This window comes from Rudaea sp. (assembly GCF_036560865.1).
Lineage (GTDB): Bacteria > Pseudomonadota > Gammaproteobacteria > Xanthomonadales > Rhodanobacteraceae > Rudaea.
This window is the reverse complement of sequence record NZ_DATBQK010000050.1, coordinates 16118-38219: the sequence shown is the minus strand read 5'-3', so window position 1 is coordinate 38219 and position 22102 is coordinate 16118. Positions and strand designations below refer to the sequence as shown.

Annotated in this window: 19 protein-coding genes; 12 read left to right on the top strand and 7 right to left on the bottom strand. The window is 63.1% G+C overall.

What is annotated here, in order from left to right:
* The 7 genes from VIE67_RS05990 to VIE67_RS05960 all read left to right on the top strand — a co-directional run.
* On the top strand, positions 1-384 hold a 384-nt coding region (locus VIE67_RS05990), incomplete at its 5' end, for an SRPBCC family protein (RefSeq protein WP_332024258.1).
* On the top strand, positions 384-1241 hold the full coding sequence (locus VIE67_RS05985) for a sterol desaturase family protein (protein ID WP_332024256.1): 858 nt from the start codon (positions 384-386) through the stop codon (positions 1239-1241). The genes VIE67_RS05990 and VIE67_RS05985, both read left to right, overlap by 1 nt.
* A 79-nt stretch (positions 1242-1320) precedes the next feature.
* A complete protein-coding gene (locus tag VIE67_RS05980; RefSeq protein ID WP_414707296.1) occupies positions 1321-1644 on the top strand; it encodes a hypothetical protein in 324 nt (107 codons plus the stop codon).
* Between the two features lie 36 nt (positions 1645-1680).
* Entirely contained in the window at positions 1681-2469 is a 789-nt protein-coding gene (locus tag VIE67_RS05975; protein WP_332024254.1) for an SDR family oxidoreductase, read from the top strand.
* Between the two features lie 40 nt (positions 2470-2509).
* Positions 2510-3967: an aldehyde dehydrogenase gene (locus tag VIE67_RS05970; RefSeq protein WP_332024253.1), complete on the top strand. Its 1458-nt coding sequence runs from the start codon at positions 2510-2512 to the stop codon at positions 3965-3967.
* A gap of 126 nt (positions 3968-4093) precedes the next feature.
* The gene (locus VIE67_RS05965) at positions 4094-5512 is read left to right on the top strand and encodes a hypothetical protein (protein ID WP_332024251.1); all 1419 of its coding nucleotides are present in this window, start codon (positions 4094-4096) and stop codon (positions 5510-5512) included.
* Positions 5509-5988, top strand: a complete 480-nt coding sequence (locus VIE67_RS05960) for a RidA family protein (RefSeq protein WP_332024249.1) — start codon at positions 5509-5511, stop codon at positions 5986-5988. The genes VIE67_RS05965 and VIE67_RS05960 overlap by 4 nt, the downstream gene beginning before the upstream one ends.
* A 93-nt stretch (positions 5989-6081) precedes the next feature.
* Here the strand turns inward: VIE67_RS05960 and VIE67_RS05955 are convergent, their stop codons facing one another.
* Both VIE67_RS05955 and VIE67_RS05950 read right to left on the bottom strand, forming a co-directional pair.
* Positions 6082-7002 carry a GlxA family transcriptional regulator gene (locus VIE67_RS05955; protein WP_332024260.1) on the bottom strand — a complete coding sequence of 307 codons (921 nt, stop codon included), beginning with the start codon at positions 7000-7002 and terminating at the stop codon, positions 6082-6084.
* 1 nt (position 7003) lies between these two features.
* The gene (locus tag VIE67_RS05950) at positions 7004-7549 is read right to left on the bottom strand and encodes an isochorismatase family protein (RefSeq protein WP_332024247.1); all 546 of its coding nucleotides are present in this window, start codon (positions 7547-7549) and stop codon (positions 7004-7006) included.
* A 184-nt stretch (positions 7550-7733) separates the two neighbouring features.
* Between VIE67_RS05950 and VIE67_RS05945 the strand changes: the two genes are divergently transcribed.
* A complete protein-coding gene (locus VIE67_RS05945) occupies positions 7734-8252 on the top strand; it encodes a 3-hydroxyanthranilate 3,4-dioxygenase (protein WP_332024245.1) in 519 nt (172 codons plus the stop codon).
* 900 nt (positions 8253-9152) lie between these two features.
* Positions 9153-11249, top strand: coding sequence for an FUSC family protein (locus tag VIE67_RS05940; protein ID WP_332024244.1), 2097 nt, complete (start codon positions 9153-9155; stop codon positions 11247-11249).
* A 27-nt stretch (positions 11250-11276) separates the two neighbouring features.
* Here the strand turns inward: VIE67_RS05940 and VIE67_RS05935 are convergent, their stop codons facing one another.
* Positions 11277-13142, bottom strand: a complete 1866-nt coding sequence (locus VIE67_RS05935; protein ID WP_332024242.1) for a YVTN family beta-propeller repeat protein — start codon at positions 13140-13142, stop codon at positions 11277-11279.
* Between the two features lie 191 nt (positions 13143-13333).
* Here VIE67_RS05935 and VIE67_RS05930 point away from each other — a divergent pair, with 191 nt between their 5' ends.
* The 3 genes from VIE67_RS05930 to kynU all read left to right on the top strand — a co-directional run bounded on the left by VIE67_RS05930 (position 13334) and on the right by kynU (position 16276).
* The gene (locus VIE67_RS05930) at positions 13334-14356 is read left to right on the top strand and encodes an amidohydrolase family protein (protein ID WP_332024240.1); all 1023 of its coding nucleotides are present in this window, start codon (positions 13334-13336) and stop codon (positions 14354-14356) included.
* Between the two features lie 68 nt (positions 14357-14424).
* Complete coding sequence (locus tag VIE67_RS05925; RefSeq protein WP_332024238.1) at positions 14425-14976, top strand: hypothetical protein; 552 nt, start codon at positions 14425-14427, stop codon at positions 14974-14976.
* Positions 14977-14980: 4 nt separating this feature from the next.
* Positions 14981-16276, top strand: coding sequence for a kynureninase (gene kynU, locus VIE67_RS05920; protein WP_332024236.1), 1296 nt, complete (start codon positions 14981-14983; stop codon positions 16274-16276).
* A 9-nt stretch (positions 16277-16285) separates the two neighbouring features.
* On the opposite strand, the gene VIE67_RS05915 is transcribed toward kynU, so the two are convergent.
* The 4 genes from VIE67_RS05915 to VIE67_RS05900 form a co-directional block, all read right to left on the bottom strand.
* Positions 16286-17434, bottom strand: a complete 1149-nt coding sequence (locus VIE67_RS05915) for a hypothetical protein (RefSeq protein WP_332024234.1) — start codon at positions 17432-17434, stop codon at positions 16286-16288.
* Positions 17435-17623: 189 nt separating this feature from the next.
* Positions 17624-18526, bottom strand: a complete 903-nt coding sequence (gene folP / locus VIE67_RS05910) for a dihydropteroate synthase (protein WP_332024232.1) — start codon at positions 18524-18526, stop codon at positions 17624-17626.
* 4 nt (positions 18527-18530) lie between these two features.
* Positions 18531-20324 carry a tetratricopeptide repeat protein gene (locus VIE67_RS05905; protein WP_332024230.1) on the bottom strand — a complete coding sequence of 598 codons (1794 nt, stop codon included), beginning with the start codon at positions 20322-20324 and terminating at the stop codon, positions 18531-18533.
* Positions 20311-22068 (bottom strand): tetratricopeptide repeat protein, encoded by a 1758-nt coding sequence (locus VIE67_RS05900; RefSeq protein ID WP_332024228.1) that lies wholly within the window; start codon positions 22066-22068, stop codon positions 20311-20313. Before VIE67_RS05900 ends, VIE67_RS05905 begins: the two co-directional genes overlap by 14 nt.
* Between the last annotated feature and the right edge of the window lie 34 nt (positions 22069-22102).

Below are 22102 nucleotides of genomic sequence, written 5' to 3'. Positions count from 1 at the left end.
GGCTTCGGGCCGATTCCGGGCCTGCGCCGGATCACGCTGCATTCGCCGCCGGCCGCGGTCGGCGGCACGCGCGAGCTGGAGGACAACGGTGGCCTCCTGCTCAACGAACGCATCACCGCACTCGATCCGCCCCGCCTGCATGCGTACACGCTTTCCGGACTGCATCCTCCACTCGCATGGCTGGCGCGCGAGGGACATGCCGAGTGGACGTTCGCACCAGTCGCCGCGGGGACTCATGTGGAGTGGACGTACGACTTCGAGTTGACCGGTCCGATCGCCTGGCCCGTCGCGTGGCCGCTGCTGCAGATATTCATGCGCGGCGCGATGCAGCGCTGCCTCGACGCGATGGCACGCGTACTCGAATTGGCGTACGGCACGCGCTGATGGAAAAGTGGATCCTGCTCGGCATGGGGCCGGTGTTTATCGCCTGCATCGCGATCGAGGCCTGGTACTGGCGCGAGCGCCGACCGGAAATCTATAGCTGGGTCGACACGCTTTCGAACGCGGGACTCGCCCTGATGCATCAGGGCGCAGACGCGGTCGCCTGGGTGCTGGTGATCGGCATCTACTACCTCATCTACCAGCATCGCGTGTTCGATCTGCCGACCTCGGCATGGACGATCGCTGGGCTGTTTCTCGCCCAGGATTTTTTCTACTATTTTTTCCACCGCGCCAGCCACCGCATTCGCTGGATGTGGGCTTCGCATGTGACCCATCATTCGTCCGAACAGCTGAACTTCTCAACCGCGTTCCGGCAGAGCCTGACCTATCCGATCTCCGGCATGTGGCTGTTCTGGCTGCCGCTTGCCTGGCTCGGCTTCGAGCCGAAGAACATCGTCGCCGTGGTCGCGATCAACCTCGGCTTCCAGTTCTTCGTCCACACTCAGGCGATCGGCAAACTCGGCTGGGTCGAATACGTGTTCAACACGCCCTCGCACCATCGCGTGCACCACGCGCGCAATCCGAAGTACATCGATCGCAACTACGCGGGCGTCTTGATTGTCTGGGACAAGTTGTTCGGCAGCTTCGTCGAGGAGGATCCCGCCGTGCCCTGCGATTACGGCATCATCGGCCAGATTCAGAGTCATAACCCGATCCGACTCACTTTTCACGAATGGATCGCGATGTTCGGCGACGCCGCGCGGGCGCACGGCATGCGTGGCGCGATTGCGCAACTGTTCGGGCCGCCCGAGCGCGCGCTGTCGCATCCGGGGCGGCCGCCATCGGTGATCCACCGCTGACAGCATGTCAGTGTAAAATCCCAACGCGCCGATTGCGCCGTACATGCGGCTTTGACGCACCGACAAGCGAGACACGACCGTGAACGATCCAGAAGACGACGACTACGAAGAACAATGGTGGGTCGCCTCGCTCGGCGACATGCTGGTCTGGGCGCGCATGCGCGTCCTCACCTCCGGCAGCGTCGAGGTGTTTAACGCCGAAGGCGAGACCCTGCACTATGAAGACGACGACAGCGCACACACGGCGCTGCTCGACGCAGAGTTCCGCATATTCGACGGGCTCGACGACGACGACGCGGCGGTACTCGGTTTCGATCTGGATTCAGTCGAGCCGCCGCACGCGAATGAGGACGAAGAATTGTTGCCCTTGATGACCGAGAAATTGGTCGGCCGCAACAATTGAGCATCGCGGCCTGAACGCTGGGCAGGAGGAACACCGATGGATCTGAATCTCACCGGCAAACATGCGCTCGTCTGCGGCGGTTCGCAGGGCATCGGCCGTGCGGCGGCGATCGAGATCGCGCGGCTCGGCGCCGACGTCACCCTGCTGGCGCGTTCGCCCGATGCGCTGGCCGCTGCATTCGACCTGCTGCCAAAAGTCCATGCAGCGCAGGCACACGGCACTATCGCCGTCGACATGAACGACGACGCCGGCTTGCGCGCCAAGGTCGAAGCGACGGCCAACAACCGGCCCGTGCAGATTCTGGTCAACAACAGCGGCGGCCCGGCGGGCGGCCAGGCCAGTTCTGCAAAAGTGGAAGAGTATATTTCCGCTTTCCGGCAACATCTGCTCGCCAATCAGATCGTGTTGCAAGCCGTGCTCGGCGGCATGCGTGCCGCCGGCTACGGCCGCGTGATCAATGTGATTTCGACCTCGGTCAAGGAACCGATCAGGAATCTGGGTGTCTCCAACACGATCCGCGCTGCGGTGGCGAGTTGGGCGAAAACGCTGGCCGGCGAACTGGGCACCTTCGGCATCACGGTCAACAATGTGCTGCCGGGCTACACAAAAACGCAGCGCCTGCAGCAGATCCTAGGCGACCGCGCAACCGCCACCGGCAAGAGCCAGGACGACATCGCCGCGGCGATGCTCGCCAGCGTGCCGCTCGGCCGCTTCGCTGACGCGCAGGAAATCGCGAACGTGATCGCGTTCCTTGCCTCGCCCGCTGCGGGCTATGTGAACGGCGTGAATATTCCGGTCGACGGCGGACGCACACTGTCGCTGTGATGCACGGCGAAGCGCGCGCGCATCCTGCTAAGCTTGGTGCATGACTTCGGCCGCGATTCTCACCCTCGCAAATTACATCGACGGCGCACTGCAACCGCCGCGCGCCGGGCGCTATCTCGACGTCCATGAACCCGCGATCGGCGCGGTTTATGCGCGCTGTCCCGACTCCAGCGCGGAGGATATCGATGCCGCTGTCGGCGCCGCGCAGCGCGCGTTTCCGGCATGGGCGGCACTGCCCGCCGGGCAACGCGCGCGCCTGCTCGAACGCATCGCCGAACGCATAGAGACGCAATTAGAGGCGTTTGCCCAGGCGGAGTCGCGCGACAGCGGAAAGCCGCTTGCGCTCGCACGCAGCCTGGATATTCCGCGCGCGATCGCGAACCTGCGTTTCTTCGCCGCGGCGATCACCCAGTTCGCCAGCGAAACGCATGCGGGCGCCGACGCGCTTAACTACACCTTGCGCGCTCCGCTCGGCGTGGTCGGCTGCATTTCGCCGTGGAATCTGCCGTTGTACCTGTTCACCTGGAAGATCGCGCCGGCGCTCGCGGCAGGCAATTGCGTCGTTGCCAAGCCGTCGGAGATCACCCCGCTCACCGCGTGGATGCTCGCGCAGGCCTGCATCGATGCGGGTCTACCGCCGGGCGTGCTGAACATCGTGCACGGCACCGGTGCGCGTGCGGGACAGGCCTTGATCGAGCACCCCGGCATCGCGGCGATTTCATTCACCGGCTCCACGCGCACCGGCGCGGCAATCGCCTCGACGCTCGCGCCGAAGTTCAAGAAACTCTCGCTGGAAATGGGCGGCAAGAATGCGACGTTGGTGTTCGCCGATTGGGAAGCGAACGCCGCGAATCTCGACACGATCGTGCGCTCGGCCTTCGCCAACCAGGGCCAGATCTGCCTGTGTGGCTCGCGCATCCTGATCGAACGCAGCATCTACGAAAAATTCAAGACTGATTTCGTCGAGAAAGTCCGCGCGCTCAAAGTCGGCGATCCGCAGGATGCCGCGAGCGATCTCGGCGCCATCGTTTCGCGCGCGCATTTCGACAAGGTGATGGGGCATATCGCGTTGGCGCGCGAGGAAGGCGGCAGAGTTCTGTACGGAGGAGGCGCAGTGCGTGTCGATGGCCGCTGCAGCGACGGCTGGTTTATCGCGCCGACCGTGATCGAAGGTCTTGCGATGGACTGCCACACGAATCAGGAAGAAATCTTCGGCCCGGTGGTCACGCTGATTCCGTTCGACAGCGACGATGAGGCGGTTATGCTCGCGAATGCGACGCGCTATGGCCTTGCCGCGTCCTTGTGGACAGGCAGCCTCACACGCGCGCACCGGGTTGCGGCGCGACTGGAGTCGGGTATCGTCTGGATCAATTGCTGGCTGCGCCGCGATCTGCGTACACCGTTTGGCGGCGTGAAGGATTCGGGCGTCGGCCGCGAGGGCGGCGTCGAGGCGTTGCGCTTCTTCACTGAAGCGAAAAACATTTGCGTGGCGCTGTGATGGGCCCGCGGCACCATGGCGTGAAAGCATGACCTTTGTCCATGTTCATGCGTGGCATTCACTGACAAAATCCAGCAATGCCGCGGGTCCGGCACCCACGCACACTGGATGAGAGAGAGCATCGTCTTGCAAACCCGTTCTACCCGCTTCTGGCTGTCGATTGGCATCTGCGCCCTCGTTTGCTCGATCGGCGCCTGCGCCAGCGCGTACGGCCTTGCGCTCGGCGAGGAGAAATCGCCGACCAGCGCGGAACTCACGCCGGCCGAATGGCGCCGGCAACAACTTGCGGCTGCGGACAAGTCCGACGAGATCATGCGTCACGCGCAACGCCAGTCCAGCCTGCTCGCGCAATACATCCTCATGCAGACAAGCTACGAAGCGAACAGCGAACGCGCGTTCCGCCTGATCTTCGGTCAGTATTTGTCCTGGTTCCAGACTTGGATCGGCGATTACGACGGCGCGCGCAAGTCCTTCTCGATCGCACAGCCGGCGCAGGCCGACGACGCGCCCTCGCCGCTCGGCGGCTATCGCGTGCGGCCCGCCGACGAGGCGATTCTCGAACTGACGAACAAGCGCAAGGCGGTATTCTTCAACGAGGCGCATAGCGCGCCGATCACGCGCACGCTGACTGTCGAGCTGCTCGCCAGACTGCGCGCGCAGGGTTTCAACTATTTCGCCGCCGAAACACTGTACACCGCCGACAAGGACTTGCAGAAGCGCGGCTATCCGACCGCGAAAAGCGGCTTCTACGTGAGCGAGCCGATCTACGGTGAGATGGTGCGTGCCGCGCTCAAACTCGGCTACAAGGTGATCGCCTACGACGCGGAAAACGCCGGCGTCGGCGATGCGCGCGAGAAGGGCGGCGCCGAGGCCTTGTACAATCAGACGTTCAAGCACGATCCGAATGCGCGTCTCGTCGTCAATGCGGGCTTCGCGCATATCCAGAAAACCGGCGTCTATCTGGGCGGATCGAGCATGGCGGAATTCTTCGCCAAGATTTCCGGCATCGAACCGCTGGCGATCGAGCAAACGATGATGATCCAGCATGCGCGCGCCGATCAGGATCATCCGTACTACCTGACCGTCAATCAGACCGCGCATCCAGACAAGCCCTTCGTGTTCGTGAACGATGCCGGCAAGGGTTGGACGCTCAAGCCCGGCCAATACGACATCAGTGTGTTCTTTCCGCCGCAAATCGTTGAGGAAAATCGCCCGACCTGGCCGAGTCTCGATGGCACACGGCAGGCCTACTCGGTAAATGGCGACGCCTGCCGCGCACAATTTCCTTGTCTGATCGAGGCACGCTACAGCGACGAGCGCGATGACGCGATTCCTGCCGATCGCGTCATGTTGAACAACATAGATCCGAACGCGCCGATCAGCGAACGCGTCGTGACCAATCAAGGCAGCGTGCATAGTCGTCTTTACCTGTATCCGGGGCACTATCGCTTCAGCGCAAGCGATCGTCTCGGGCGTGCGATCACCGCGCATGAGATCGACATTCGCGCCCCATCCGGCGTTGCGGGAAAGGGGGAAAAACCTTGAATCTCCCACACGATTCCGGATCGAGTCGGCCCGATTCGATCAGAACCGAACACGCACCCGCTCCGGTCGGCGCCTATCCGCACGCACGTCGCGTCGGCAATCTGGTGTTCCTGTCCGGCGTCGGCCCGCGCGACCCGGCGACGAATTCCATTATTGGAAATGTATACGGTAGCGACGGCCACCTTGTGAGTTACGATATCGAGGCCCAATGCCGCACCGTGTTCGCCAACGTGCGCGCCATCCTCGAAGCGAGCGGCGCGCACTGGGAGGACCTCGTCGACGTAACCGTTTTCCTGACCGACATGGCGCGCGATTTCGCCGCCTACAACCGCATCTACGCGGAATACTTCACTGCCGCGCAGCCGTGCCGCACGACGCTGGGCATCAGCGCGCTGCCGACGCCGATCGCGATTGAATTGAAGTGCGTTGCCTGTTGCCCCCTTCTCCCGTCGCGAGAAGGTGCCGAAGGCGGATGAGGGGAGGCACCACGCGAACGGCAGCTTCAGAAATTACGAACGCATCCCCTCATCCGGCGCTACGCGCCACCTTCTCCCGTTGGAGAAGGGAAGCTACCTGCGCGGCGTCGTGCCGGTCTGCTCGGCCCACAGGCGCCGCAACTGGCGCGCCGAACCCAGGCCCGCCAGCGTTGCCGCAGCCTCGACGCTGAGCCCCGACGTCAGCGCCTGGCGTGCCAGTGCATAGCGCAAACGCGCGTGATAGGCGCGCACCGACAACCCGGTCGCCTCGCGAAAATGCCGGGTCAAGGTGCGCACGCTGACATGCGCACGCGCGGCGAGGCGCGGCAGTGGCCAGTCTTCCTGCGCCGCACGCGTCAGCGCGTCCTGCGCGCGATGGATGCCCGCATCCATGTGATTGCGTCCGCTCAGCCACGGCGACAGCGCTGGATCGTCCGGCGCGCGGCGTAGATAGACGACCATATGTCGCGCAACATCGGCAGACAATTGCGGCGAGGCGAGTTCGGCAATCAGATACAGCGCAAGGTCGATGCCCGCCGTGATGCCCGCGCTCGTATAGCAACCGCGATCCTCGACGAAGACGCGGCTGTCGAGCACCTGCGCGCTCGGCGCCTCGCGCCGCAGCAGCTCGATTTCGCTGTGATGCGAGGTGCAACGCTTGCCGTCGAGCAGACCGGCGCGTGCGGCGAACAGTGCGCCGGCACAGACGCAGGCAAGCCGTTGCGGCTGCCGACCGACCTCGCGCAGCCAGCGCACCAGTACGCGACCAGGCCGCGAGGCCAGCGCCGCCTCGTCGTTCGTCGAACCGCAGACGATCAGCAACGCGTCGCGTTCGATCGCCGCGGGCAGTGGTTCGATCCGGCTGAGGGTGACGCCTATCGACGTCGATGCCACGCTCTCCGCTGCAGCCACGCGCAGGCGAAACGGCCCGCCGCGCGCCGCGGCGATGCGAAACGCCTCGGCCGGTCCGGCGAAATCGAGCAGGACCAGATCCGGCGGCAGGATGAACCACACATCAGCCAAGCGCTTCCTCCACCGTCGCGATGCGCGCAAAGCGGTCGCGCAGCACGAGTTCGGTACGTTCGCGGATTTCCGCCGCGCTGAATTGCCTGCCGCTGCGCGGATCGGTCATTGGAAACGTCAGCATGGCCTCGCCGACGAAATCGACGTCGTAGCCGAGATCGGAGGCGACGCGCGTCGTCGTCTCGCAGCACTGCTCGGTGCGGATACCGGCCACGATCAGCTTGCGAATCCCACGCGTGCGCAGCCAGCGATCAAGGCCGGTGTCGGTGAACGCATTGTGCACGTGCTTGACGAACTCGACCGCATGCGTCGGCGGCATCCAGTCCAGAGGCTTGACCAGACCGCTCGCGCGTGAAAATGCGCCGTCGCCGTCCTCGTGCAGGATGCGCACGACGGGACAGCCCTTCTTCGTCGCGCCGTCGATCAGCGTAGTGATGCGTTCGCGAAACGCCGGCACGTCGTCCTCGCGCCAATAGTCGCGCGCGGGAAAGGACTGCTGCACGTCGATGCTGAGTACGGCCGTGTTCGAATTGCTCATATTGCGCCTGCATGGTCGGTTGAAGTGTTGCTAGCCTAAGCCTGCTCAGGCCGCGATTCGAGCCGCTCGCAGGACTGATAGGGGACATTTTAGGCCAAATCATGGTACCCCGTTTTGGCCTGCGCACCCTTGCGCTCAGGCGGGCGGGTTAAACTGACCTTCTCCCGCTGCTGATGTGACCACAATGCTCACCTCGCCGATCGATCTGCAAAAATGGATAAATGCGCATCGTGACCTGCTCAAGCCGCCGGTCGGCAACAAGTGCATTGTCGACGGCGACTTCATCGTGATGATCGTCGGCGGTCCGAACGCACGCAGCGACTACCACTGGGACGAAGGTCCGGAATTCTTCTACCAGATTGAAGGCACGATGGTGCTCAAGGTACAGGACGAGGGTATCCAGCGCGACATTCCAATCAATGCCGGCGAGCTGTTCTATCTGCCGCCGCGCGTACCCCACTCACCGCAGCGCATGGCCGGCGGCATCGGCCTCGTCATCGAACGCAAGCGCCTCGCCGATGAGCAAGATGGTCTGCTCTGGTATTGCGAGCACTGCAATCACGAACTCCACAAGGAGTTCTTCACCCTGCGCAGCATCGAGCAGGATTTCCCGCCAGTGTTCGAACGCTACTATCGCTCGCTGGACGCACGCACTTGCCGTGCCTGCGGGCACGTCAACGCGGCGCCGGACAGGTATCTCTGACTCGGCTCGTCATACCGGCGAAAGCCTTTTTTGCTCGTCATTCCCGCGTAGGCGGGACTGCGCAGGCAGGATGCCGGAGCGAACATTCGCGTAGCGAATGGCCCGCGGGGCACGCGGCAGGAGCCGCGTGTAATCCAGTGTCTTAGCTTTGCTGACTCTTTTAGCAGCGAGAGCTTCCACTCGCTTGCGGCGAGCGGGTCACTTTTCTTTGTGTGCCCAAAGAAAAGTAACCAAAAGAAATGCGCCCCCGATGCCGCGCTCTGCGGGCTTCGCCCTTCGAGTGCGCGAGGTCACACAGGGGTTCGCTTGACGTACATCCCTGTACGTTCGCGAACTGACGCGCATCCTGCGCGTCATCCTCACGGACTTTTCCTGCGTACCCTCGCCGCAGCAAAGGGGGACCCGGATCAAGAGCAAAGCGACGCAAGACAAGCGTAGTCCATGGATGGACGGGTTAGCAGAACCCGGCGCCTTTCGCGGTGCCGAGCATCGCAGGCTGCGGCGGTTAATGCCCGCAGGGGCGCGCGCACGCGACGGCATGGATGCCGGAGGTAGAGCAACGCAGGAGCAGTTGCCGAATGCGCGCGCGTTCGCGAACGCACAGTGATGTGCGTCAAGCGAACCCCGCCGCAGCCGAGAAGCGCAGGGCATTGTGCTGCGCTGATGCGCAGCACAACACTGCGTCGGGCGCCTAGCCTTTTGGTTACTTTTGCGCAATGGCAAAAGTAACTCGCTCGCCGCAGGCGAGTGAAAGCTTTGCTGTTGAAATGAAGTCCTGAAGCGAAGCAACACCATCCCCACCCAACCCACCCTTGAAGGGGAGGGCTACGCCACCGAGCTCTGGAACGACGAGCGGACGCAAAGCGCAAGTGCGCCATCGTCATCCGTTAATATCGCGCCATGCTCAAAGCCCTGACCCAGCTCAAACCGAGCGACGTGCCGCTGATCGTCGCCTTGCGCAATAGCGCCGGGGTTGTGCTGCCGCTCGCGGTGGGTATCGTCAGCGGTCATGTCGCGATCGGTCTTGGCGTCGCAACGGGTGCGCTGAACACGATGTTTCTCGATCAACCCGGGCCGTACCGGTTGCGCATGCAGCGCATGTTGCTTACCGCGATCGGCGCGGCCGTGTCGGGGTTCGTCGGCAGCCTCGTTGGCGCACATTCCGTGCTGATGGTGATCGCATCGCTGATCTGGGGCGTCGGCGGCGGCATGCTCGTGGCGCTGGGTCCGAATGCGGGGCGCGCGGGACTCGCCTGCATGATCCTGCTGCTGGTCATGGGCGCGGTGCCGCAAAGTCCGGCCGGCGCGCTCAACGCGGGATTGCTGATCTTCACCGGCGGCGCATTGCAGACGCTGCTCGCGCTCGCCGCATGGCCGCTGCTGCGCTACCGGCCCGAGCGCGACGCGCTGGCGCGCGTGTGCCACGAACTGGCCGCGATCACCCATCGGCCGATCGCGCCGGACCGGCTCGATCGTGTGCCACCGGTGACCCAGGGACTGCTCGACATCGAGCAACTGCTGCACGGCGCGCATCGCGCGCGTGGCACTGCGATGGAGAGTTTTCGCGTGCTCGCGCGCATCATCGAGCGCGTACGCTTGGAGCTGCTCGCGCTCGGCGACGTGATCAACACTCTGTCCGATGCCGGAACCCAGGGCGAGGCACGGCATACGCTGCTGAGGCTGCGCGAATACACCTCGCGCACGCTCGACGCGATCGGCGATGCGCTGCAGCGCGGCGCAAGTCCGCTCGCGGCAAGCGCTGCGATTGAAGGCTACGATGCCGCGCTGAGCGCCCTTGAGGAACTCAGCCACCACGGCGATGCCATCCTGCAACGCCAGCTGACCATCGCGCTCGCGCGCACGCAGGCACTCGGTGGTCAGTTGCGCGCAACCGTGCGCTATGCCGATTTCGCCGGCAGCAAGGGTGAACTGCGGGCCGAGGAAAACGAGGCGCGCCTGCCGCTGGAACTGCGCACCGACAGCGCGCTGGCGACGATGCGCGCGAATTTTCATCTGCAGTCGGTCGCGTTCCGGCACGCGCTACGCTGCGGCGTGTGTCTCGCGCTTGCGGTCGCTGGCGAGCGCGCATTCGGCTCCGCATTTGGCGGAACCGGACATAGCTTCTGGGTGCCGATGACCACGGCAATCGTACTCAAACCCGATTTCGCCGGCACCTTCAGCTTCGGCGTGCTGCGCGTCGCAGGCACTTTGGCCGGTCTCGTCCTGACCACCGCGATCGTGCACTACGCTCTTGGCGGTGTCTGGGCACAGCTCGCGCTGGTCGCGGCGCTGTGCGTTGGTTTTCGACTGTTCGTCACGATGAACTACGGCCTCGGCGTGATGCTGCTCACCGGCCTCATCGTGATCCTGTTGTCGTTCTATGGCATCGCGCCGGACGATGCGATGCTCGTGCGAGGCGTCGCCACCGCGATCGGCAGTGCGCTCGCGCTGCTCGCCTATGCGGTCTGGCCGACCTGGGAACGCCTGCGCCCCGCGCTGGCGACGATGATCGATTTGTATCGGAACTATATTTCCACCTTGTTCGATGGCGATGCCGACACGCGCCGCGCCGCGCGCACCGCCTCGCGCAGCGCGCGCACCAATGCGCTGGCTTCGCTCGAACGTCTGCGTGGCGAACCGAAGCGCGACCGCAAGCTGATCGCACTGGCCGAAGGCGTGTTCGCCAACGCGAACCGTCTCGTGCGCGCGAGCATGGCGCTGGAAGCGGTGCTGCAGGACAGCGCCGAACGGCCGGCGCGGGACGAGGTGCGCGAATTTGTTGCGCGCGTGGACGTCAGCCTGGCCGCAATCGCCGACGGCTTGCGCCACGACCATCCAGTGCAGATCGAAAACCTGCGCCAGGCCGAGCGTGCGCTGGCCAAGACGCTAAATGCGGTCGCCGACGGTGAAGCACGCGGCGTCGCGATCGCGATCGGCGACACCTGCGACCGCATCGTCGATTCGATCAATACGCTGGCACATTTGTCGAGCGGCTGAGGCGCGCCCGACGTTTCAGTTATTAGCTCACAAACTGCAGCCGGCCGGCGTCGGGCCCACGCGTACGAGACTGATCGCGCCGTTCAAGCCCTGATTGGTTCCGCCGGTAAAGTTGTATGCCAAGGTCGCGGCACCGCAGCTCTGGAATGTGATGTTCGCGGTGCCTACCTGGGTAGTCGTTACTGCGGTCGGACCGTGGAAGACTCCACCGCTCGACTCGAAGATCGGCACGTTGCTCGCCGAGGTGCTGCCGGCGGCGAACTGAGCGGATTGAATCGTGTACCAGCGCTGGCTTGCGCCACCGCCGGTCTGTTGTCCCGTCGGCGAGTAGGTATACCAAGCCGCGCTGAGGATCGATTGTGCCGGATTGACGTCGAATATCAGGCCCTGGCCGCTGGTGGCGGGATTGTACCAGCTGCCCGACAACAGATAATCCGACGCTGCCGCACCGCTGTCTCCCGCCGCGGAACAGGTGGTGTTGGCGGTGATGCGCAACAACGGAATACTGCCAACGCGGTTGCTGCCATCGCTGAACGTGTACTTGAGCAGTCCATGCGTGCAGTCGGTGAACTGCAAGGTCGCTTGCCCCACCGCAGTCGCGCCCACCTTGGGCGTGGCATTGAAGTTGCCACCGGTATTGGCATAGATCGTCAAGGCTGCCAGCGGATCGGTATTGCTCACGCCGCCCTGCAGGGTATACCAGCGCTGTCCACCGGCCGCGGTGGTATCGAAGGTAAACCAGCCTGCGGACAATACGCCCTGGCCGGCGCCATTCGTGTCGGGATAGACCTCAACCACAAAGCCCTGACCGCTCGTGCTGGGGTTGTACCAGGTGCCAGTGAGGCCGTGCTGATCGAGATTCACGGCCAATCCGGCGGAACCGCCGAGCGCATTGAAAGTCGGGCCCAAGCCTGTCGCTATGCTGCCGTTGACGACGTTGACGCTCAGATCGATCACGGACATCGTGGCGTCGCCGGCATTGCTGACGTAGGCGTACGACCCGCTCGAATCGATCGATATGCCCAGAGGAAGGTTGCCCACCGGAATCGCCGCGACCACGGCATTGGTCGCCGCGCTGATCACCGATACCGTGCCGCTGCCGTAGTTGACGACGTAGACGAAGGTCCCCGCCGGATTGACGGCGATGCCATCGGGCGCGATGCCGACGGATACCGTGGCGACGACGCTGTTGTCCGCGGTGTTGATGACTGAAACCGTACCGCTGCCGTAGTTCGTGACGTAGGCGGTCGTCCCGGCCGGATTGACCGCGACACCCAACGGGTTTATGCCCACGGGGATCGTGGCTCCCACGGTTTTGGTCGCGGTGTCGATTACCACGACCTTGGCCAGATTCGCCTGGGTAACATAGACGTGGTCGCCTGCCGGAGAGACCGCCACCCCGACCGGATAGCCGCCAACCGCGATCGTGCTTGTTACGGCATTGCTGGCTGTGTCGATGACCGAAACGCTGGCGCCCTGCAGATTGGCGACATAGACCGCCTTCCCGTCCGGACTTACCGCCAGCAGCTGCGGCTGCTTGCCCACCGTAACCGTGGCGGCGACCGCATTGGTTGCGGTATTGATGACCGAAACGCTATCCGAGCCCCAGTTGGCGACGTAGGCGAATGTGCCGGCGCGATTGATCGCCACACCCAGGGGACTGTTGCCCACCGTTATCGTTGCGGTCGACGCGACAGTGGCGGTATCGATCACCGATACCGTGCCGTCCGAGTAATTGGCAACATAGGCAAAAGGCGCTGCCTGGGCCGAACCCAAGCCAAGCATCGCCACTGCACAGCAACCCAGCAGCCTGCGCAACGTTTTCAACGATTTCATCGCGCCAGACGGACCCAGCGTTATGTTCAGCGGCACACCGCCCGACGCGTTTGTCATGCTCTTGCCCGTTTTTAGTTTCGTGTCCATTCATGATACGGCAAAATTATCGCCGCCAGCGCGCGAATCGAAGCGGCCGCCCACTCCATTCAGTTCCCATTCTCCTTGTCCCCGCGCCCGGTCGAAGGAGCATCGTGGGTCCGCATCGCTGGATTGCTCCGCATCGCGCGATAAAAGAATAAAATCGCGGCATGCCGAAGTCCGCCATGCTCAAGATCGACACCCATGCGCATATCCTGCCGCCACACTGGCCGAATCTCGCCGACAAATACGGCGACGACCGTTTCCCGGTGATGGTCAATGCCGAAGGGCGCCATCGCATCTACAAGGACGGCAAGTTCTTCCGCGAAGTCTGGGAGAACGCGTTCGACGCGCAGCATCGCGTCGACGACTACGCGAAACACGGCGTGCAGACCCAGGTGATCTCGACCGTGCCCGTGCTGTTTTCGTACTGGGCCAAACCGAATCAGGCGCTGGAACTGCATCGCTTTCTAAACGAGCACACCGCGGAAATCTGCCGCGCGCAACCACGCCACTACGCGGGTGTTGGCACGGTGCCGCTGCAGTCGCCGACGCTGGCGATCCAGGAAATGGAACGCTGCGTCGAGCAACTGGGTCTGCAGGGCGTGCAGATCGGCTCCCACGTGGATGCGTGGAATCTGGATGCGCCCGAGCTGTTCCCGTTTTTCGAGGCGGCGGCCGATCTGGGTGCGGCGATCCTCGTCCATCCCTGGGACATGATGGGCAGGGAGACGATGCCGAAATACTGGCTGCCGTGGCTGGTCGGCATGCCAGCCGAGCAGTCGCGCGCGGCGTGTTGCCTGATTTTCGGCGGCGTACTCGAACGCCTGCCGAAGCTGCGCGTGTGCTTTGCGCATGGCGGCGGCGCGTTCCCCTATTCGATCGGCCGCATCGAGCACGGTTTCCGCATGCGGCCGGACCTCGTCGCCACCGACAATTCGCGCAACCCGCGCGACTATTTCGACCGCCTGTTCTTCGATTCCTGCGTGCACGACAAGCGCGCGCTGGAATACCTCATCGATGTCGCCGGCGCGCAGCACGTGATGCTCGGCACCGACTACCCGTTTCCGCTTGGCGAGCAGGAGCCCGGCAGCGGCATCGCCGCACTCGACCTGACGCCCGCGCAGCGCGCACGCCTGTACCACGGCACCGCGCTGGACTGGCTGGATCTTCCGCAATCGCGATTTGTGTAGTGAAAAGTGCGGCCATGGATGGCCGCTCTGGATTTTGCGTTCATGGACGAGCATAAACTGGAGACAACATGTACAAAGCCATCATCAGTCTGCTAGCCGCAATGCTGTCGCTCTCTGCCGTCGCCGCGGACAAGAAGCCCGCGAGCGCGGCGGCCGAGCCTGGAAGCAGCTATTCGCTGTTCGACAATATCGTCAAATTCCACGCGCCAGCGGATTGGCCGGTGATCCTGAAAAAAACCGAAGGCCTGCCGCAGTTCATCGCGTTTCAGGTCAAGGATCCCGCCGATCAGGGCAGCGGCGAATCGAGTCAGGTTTCGGTCGAGGCCAAACTGCTCAACGATTCGTCGATATTCCAGGCCCTGGTCAATGCCGCGACCGACAAGGCCAAGCAAACGCCCGGCTACGAGCAGCGCGAGGAGGGTGTCGATGCGACGACGCTGCGCTACTTCGGCCGCAACGGCAAGACGCGCTACGAATACCGTGAAACCTGGTATCTCGACTCGAAAATTTTCATTCACGTACGTTGCTCGCGGCCCGTGCTCGCCGCAACCACGCCCGCCTGGACCAGCGCCTACGAACAGGGTTGCGCACAGATCATGCGCACGATCAGGCAGCACTGACTTGATGCCGGCCGTGATCCAGCCTGTCGCTTACGCCGCGAACCTAGCGTGGGCGCAGGCACAGGACGCCGCCGATCCGCTGGCTGCGTTGCGCGGCGAATTCCTGATACCTCCGCACGCAGCCGGCGAACAAGTATACTTCTGCGGCAATTCGCTGGGCCTGCAACCACGCGCAACACGTGCGGCGCTGAATGCCGAGCTTGACTACTGGGGCAACCTCGCGGTCGAAGGCCATTTCCGCGGCAAACTGCCGTGGATGGACTACCACGAGTTCGTGCGCGAGCATCTGGCCGAACTTGTCGGCGCGCAACCCGTCGAAGTCGTCGCGATGAATTCGCTGAGCGCGAATCTGCATCTGTTGATGGTGAGTTTCTATCGGCCGACCCGCGAACGGCCGGCGATCCTGATCGAGAAAGGCGCATTCCCGTCGGATCGCTATGCGGTCGAATCGCAGATCCGTTTCCACGGCTTCGATCCCACAACCGACCTGATCGAACTCGACGGCGACGAGGCGAACGGCGCGATTTCCGACGCGGCGATCGCGCGCACATTCGACGAACACGGCGCGCGCATCGCACTCGCCCTGCTGCCCGGCGTGCAGTACCGCAGCGGTCAGGTATTCGATCTGCCCGCGATCACACGGCTCGCGCAGCGCAAGGGCTGCGTCGTCGGTTTCGATCTCGCACATGCGGTCGGCAATGTGCCGGTGAATCTGCACGACGCGGGCTGCGACTTCGCCGTCTGGTGCAGCTACAAATATCTGAACTCGGGGCCGGGCTCTGTCGCCGGCGCGTTCGTGCACGCGCGTCACGCGCGTGCGACCTTGCCGCGCTTCGCCGGCTGGTGGGGGCACGACAAGTCGACGCGCTTCAAGATGGGCCCGGATTTCGTACCGACGCCCGGCGCCGACGGCTGGCAATTGTCGAACCCACCGATCCTCGCGCTTGCGCCGCTGCGCGTGTCGCTGGAAATCTTCCACCGTGCCGGACTCGCGCGCCTGCGCGAGAAATCGATCGCGCTGACCGGCTATCTGGCCTGGCTGGTCGAAACCAGGCTTTGCGACATTGTGGAAATTGCGACACCGCGTGAAGCCGAACGCCGCGGCTGCCAGTTGTCGCTGCGCGTGAAAGGCGAACGCGGCGCGGGGCGCGCGCTGTTCGATTATCTGGGTGCGAACGGCATCATCGGCGACTGGCGCGAACCCGACGTGATCCGCGTCGCGCCGACGCCACTGTACAACCGCTATACCGATTGCCTGCGCTTTGTCGGCGCGGTGGTCGAGTGGTCGAAGAAGACTTGACGCGCGGCGTCAGTTTCCCCACTCCGGATAGGCCGCGAGTGCATCGACAAAATTGTGGATCACGTCGGTGTGCGCATCTTCCTGCCAGCCGCCGAGCGCGATGTTTTTGAACAGATCGCGCGGACGCCCCAGTTCGTCGATGGAGTATTCCGTGAAGTTCAGTGCTTCACGGGCTTCCCGCGCAAGTAAAGCAGATCGTATCGCTTTCGCATACAGGGCGAGCACGGCGCCATAGGTTGCGTTGATCCCACCCCACGCGTCGTGGTCTTCGTCCTGCTCATGGCAGACGGTTACGCCGAATTCCTTGTGGGTGAAATTCCTGCGCACGAAGTCGATGAGACTGGTCGAGTCCTCACGCCAATCCACATCGAGCGCGCCGCGCTTTTCGATCAGGTAACGCGCCAGATTCAGCGGCGCCCAGGCGTTGCGATTCGCCGGATTGTCGTGGTCCTCGAAAAACTGCGCGAAGAGAGCGCCGTCGGTTTTTGCACTGGAAATTTGCCAGGTCTTGATCCACTGCCACAGCGCCGTGCGTGGCGCCGAAAATTCCACGTAGCCATGCGCCAGGAGCACGTCGTAGAGGCGCAACACGTAAGTCATGTTGCTGGATACGTCGCCGCGCACATCGCCGCTGCGGTAGTCAACACGGAATGGCCACGGCGAATGCGTTGCGTCGCCGGCGCGCCGATTCGCTGCCAGCACGCGGGCGTTGTGCAACGCCTGCGTGAGGTATCGGCGATCCTTGGTGGCATCGTAGAGCAGAATCAGCGCATACCCGGCGATACCGCCCTTGTCCGGTTCGATTTCATACGGACGATCGCTTTGCGCGCCGCTGTCGGCTGGCTGCGGGAAATTTCCGCGTCGTCCCGTGGAGCGCGTGAAGCCAGGATATTTCACGGAAGAATTGCTTCCGGAACCCGGCGTGAGATCTTGCTCAATCAGGTAATCGCCCATCGACCGTGCGATCGCCAAGGTTTGCGGATTGCGCTTGCCGCGCAGCGCATAAAATTTCAGATACGAAATGATGCCCATACCGTCCTGCGTGGCAGGAATCGTGTCGCTTCGCTCAGCCAGCGGCTTCCAGTCGCCGTCGAGAAACGTGGTGGTGATGAAAACAGGATAGCCGTGCTCCGCGGGTGCGCCTTCGTAAAAGCGCATTTCGCGGTCCAACGCGACATTCCAAGAAATCCAGGGAAGCAGGCGGCCGTCGGAATCGAATTTGGCAACGTGCCCGGCAATGACGACAGGTTTCGTCGATTGGCCGTGCGCCACCGGAGCGGATATTGCGAGGATGGCAATAATGCAACCGAGCGCGCATCGAGAGAATTTCATTTGCTGCCGGATCGATCAATCGTCATCATCGAAACGTTGCGAGCCGAATGGTTTTTTCGCTTTCGCCGGCAGCGGTGTATTCGCCGCCACGCCCCGCCACACGGCGAGTGCATCGCGCGTCGCAGCGACGTCATGCACGCGCACGATCAGCGCACCTTTCTGCACCGCGATCAAGGCGGCGGCGGCGGAGCCGACGGCACGCTGGTCGACTTCGCGACCGGTCAACGTGCCGATCATCGCCTTGCGCGACAAGCCGACGAGCAAGGGCACGCCGAGCGCGGCGATCTGATCCAGACCGCGCAGCAGCGCAAGATTGTGTTCGAGCGTCTTGCCGAAACCGAAACCCGGATCGACGACGATGGATTTTTTGGCTATGCCGGACATCTCGCAGGCGAAGATGCGCTCGGCGAGGAATCGCCGCACATCGGAAACCACATCGTCGTAATGCGGGTCGTCCTGCATGGTGCGCGGCTCGCCGAGCATGTGCATCAAGCACACCGGCACCTTGAGTTCTGCGGCGGCATCGAGTGCGCCGTCGCGGCGCAGCGCGTACACGTCGTTGATGAATCCGGCGCCGGCAGCGACAGCGGCGCGCATGACTTCCGGCTTGCTGGTATCGATCGCAATCGGTACGGAAACCTGTTTCGCCAATGCTTCGATCACGGGAACGACGCGCGCAATTTCTTCTTCGGTTGAAACTGCATTGGCACCCGGCCGCGTCGACTCGCCACCGATATCGAGCAGGTCCGCGCCCTCCTCCACCAGCTTCAGCCCGTGCGCGATGGCGGCTTGCGGATCGAGGAACGCGCCGCCGTCGGAAAACGAATCCGGCGTGACGTTGATGATGCCGGCGATGCGCGGGCGATCCAGCACCAGCTCGCGGCCACCACAGTCGAGTTTAAGGACCGTATCGAACATTCGCCTATTTTCCGCTGTCTGCCGATTGCGCACCCACTTCATCCGGAGTCGGCAGATTGAGTTTTTTCAAAAGCACTGCCAAGCGTGGATCCTTGCGGAGTTTCGGGATGAGGTACGGCAGTTCGTACATGGTAGCCACGCCGGGATCACGGATTGCGAGTGCGCGGTTCAGCCAGAGGAACGCCTGATCACTGTTGCCGCGCATGGCATAAACCATGGCGATGTTGCTCGGACCGTAATTCGCGTCAAGACGCAGCATCTCTTTGAGTGTGGATTCTCCTTGCGCATCCTCGTGGCGTGCAAAATGTATTTGGGCAAGCGCCCAGCGACGGTTTGCGTCCTGCGGTTCGGTTTTGGCGACTTCCAGCGCCTGATCCGATTGTCCGCGTTCGAGTAACGCGATCGCCAGATAGGCGCGGAAGACCTCCGCATTTGGCTGGAGGTCGACCGCGCGCTGGAGTTCGGTTTGCGCCGCGTCGAAGTGTTCCATCGCCAGCAGGAACTGCCCGGTATAGAAATGGTACGACGCGTTGAGCGGTTCCAGTCTCAAGACGTTCCGCATCATCGCCACCGCCTCGTCGAGGCGGCCGAGGCAGGCGGTGACATCCGCCAACTGATAGAGGATTTCCGGATTCGATGGATCCAGCTTGACGGCCTTTTTCAACGTTGCATCGGCCGATGGATAATCGAAATTCGACCAGGCCTGGTTGATGCCTAGCGCACCCAGCGCCAGTGCAGAATCCGGTGCGAGTTCCACGGCCTTGATCGCATTCGCGCGCGCCTGCGCGCTGGCGATCTTGCGTTCGTCGCCATTGGCAACCCAATCGTTGAACCATTGCTCGGCGATCGCCAGCCGCGCATACGCCAGCGCGTAATCCGGATCGAGTGCGATGGCTTTCTGGAAATAGCCCACCGCCTTGGCGTAATCGTCGCGATTGCGGCGTGCGGCGTAGAATTTGCCTTGCAGAAACGCGTTGTAGGCGTCGAGGTTGCCACTCGGCGGCCTGTCGGCGGATTCGATGGTCTTGCCGAGCAAGGTCGTCTTCAACGCGCCGGCCACCGAGGTCGCGATCTCGCTTTGCACGGCAAACACATCCTTGAGCTGACGATCATAGGTTTGCGACCACAACTGACTGCCGTCGCTGGCATTGATCAACGACGCGACAATGCGTATCTGATCGCCCAGCTTGCGCACGGTGCCTTCGAGCAAGGTGGCGACGCCGAGTTTCCTGCCGATACCGGCGTTGTCGTCTTGCTGCTTGCCGCGAAACTGGAACGACGAATTACGACCAATGACTTTCAGATCGCGCACCTGTCCCAGAGCGGAAATCAGTTCCTCGGACAAACCGTCGGAGAAATAATCCTGCTGCGGATCGCCGCTCTCGTTGAGCAGCGGCAATACCGCGACCGATTTGCCGGGCGCGATATCTACATCAGCGTCCTTGTGCAACACGAACGTGTTGGCCAACAGCAGTACCACCGCGACAATCAGAATCGCGATGATCCAGCGATCCAGCTTCTTGTCGGTCGCGCGCGTGACGGATGCATCCGCGTCAACTTCGCTCTCGCGCTGAATGCCGTGCGGCGTCCACTCGTAGTACCACGAGAACAGCATTGCAAACGGGAAGCCGATGACGACCGCGATCACGAACCAGCGCACCACCCAGTTCGGGAAGTCGAACACCGGCAGCAACTGCGCCACACCTTGCGACAGCGCCCACGCAGCGCCGACGTACAACGCCGCCGCGCGCAGCACATTGCGGCGTTTGAGTTCGGCGAAGAAGCTACGGTTGGCCATCGGACTTTCCGCTGGCGGCGAGTGCTACCAGGACCGCCTTGAAGCGCGGATCGTTGCGGACGGAATCAAAAGCCGGCAAAGCCAGTGCCTGCAATCCACTGTAGCGTTCCCCGAAGGTCGCGATGGCGGCCCAGTGCTGAATGCTGGCAATGGCCTTGTCGTGGGCGCCCAGCAGGGAGAACCAGAACGCGTACTTCAAGCCGTAGAGTTCGTAGTCGCCGGGTGCAACTCCCGCATCGAGCAGGCGTTCTGCTTGCGGCCGCAGCGACGGGTCGCCTATCGCGCGCACGATCGTCGCGACGATTTCGGGATCCTCACCGGCAGTCACCGCCGCGGTTCGCATCTCGCGTTCGGCGTCGGCGTAACGCGAGGTAACGAGATAGACGGTTGCCAATTCGAACCTCGCGTAATGGAAACCCGGAGCCAGTTCAAGTGTCTTGCCGAGTTGCGCGATGGCTTCCGGATACTGGTGCGCGGAGGACAGCATCGTGCCCAGCTTGTAGTGGACGACCCCCGAATAGCGATCCAGCGAAGCGGCGACGCGCTCCTGGGCGATCGCGTCGTCGATTCGGCCGGTGGCTAACAGCAGCTGGCCCAACTGGTTCTGTGCTTCCGCCGAGCCGGGATTGATCACTAGCGCCTTGCGATACTCCTGTTCGGCAGCCGGCAGCTTCATCTGGTTGATCAGCAGGTAGGCCCGGGCGAGATGGGTCTCGGCCAAGTTCGGACCGAGTGCGATCGCCCGTTCGGCTGTACGTTCAGCCTGCTTCTCCGCGTCCTCCCAGCTTGAAAGCTGGTATCCCGGCAACAGGCTGTAGGTGAACGAAAGGCTTGCCCACGCCTGTGCGTAGCCCGGGTCGATCGCAACCGCCTGCTCGAAATTGGCCATGGCCTCGCGCAGTCCGGGACCGCGAGCCGGCAGCAATTCCAGGCCACGCAGGTAGAAATCATGCGCACGTGGGTCGCGCGTGCCTTCGACCACCAGCGGGCGGTTGTCGCCGCTTGCCAGCTGCACCTGGAGTTTGTCCACGACAGTCTTCGAGATTTCGTCCTCGACCGCGAAGACGCTGGTGAGCTTGCGATCGTACTTCTCAGACCAGCGGTGGTAGCCGCTGGCGGTGTCGATCAACTGGACGGTGATGCGCACTTCGGCGCCGGAGGTCTGCACGCTGCCTTCCAGCACGCTGGATACGTCGAGCTCCCGTCCGACCTTGCGCAAGTCCTCGTTCTTGCCCTTGAACGCGAACGCCGACGTGCGCGCGGCGACCTTCAGGTCCGGCACCTGCGCCAGCGCATTGAGGATCTCCTCGGTGATCCCGTCGCTGAAATAATCGTTCTTCGGGTCGCCGCTCATGTTGAGGAAGGGCAGCACCGCGATTGATTTGCCGGGAGCTGCGTGCACAACCCGCGCAGCAGCTGTCTTCTCGTCCGTGTGCAGGACGAATGTGTTGGCAAGCAACAGCACGACAGCTACCGCAAGCACCACGATGATCCAGCGGTCCATCTTCTTGCCAGTCTTGCGGGTGACCGATGCGTCGTCGGCAACTTCGCTCTCGCGCCGAATGCCTTGCGGCGTCCATTCGTAGAACCACGAGAACAGCATCGCGAACGGGAAGCCGATCATCGCCGCGATTACGAACCAGCGCACGATCCAATTGGCGATGCCGAACACCGGCAGCAACTGCGCCACGCCCTGCGACAGCGCCCACGCAGCACCGATGTAGAGCATCGCCGCGCGCAGCACGTTGCGGCGCTTGAGCTCGGCGAAGAAGGAGGGT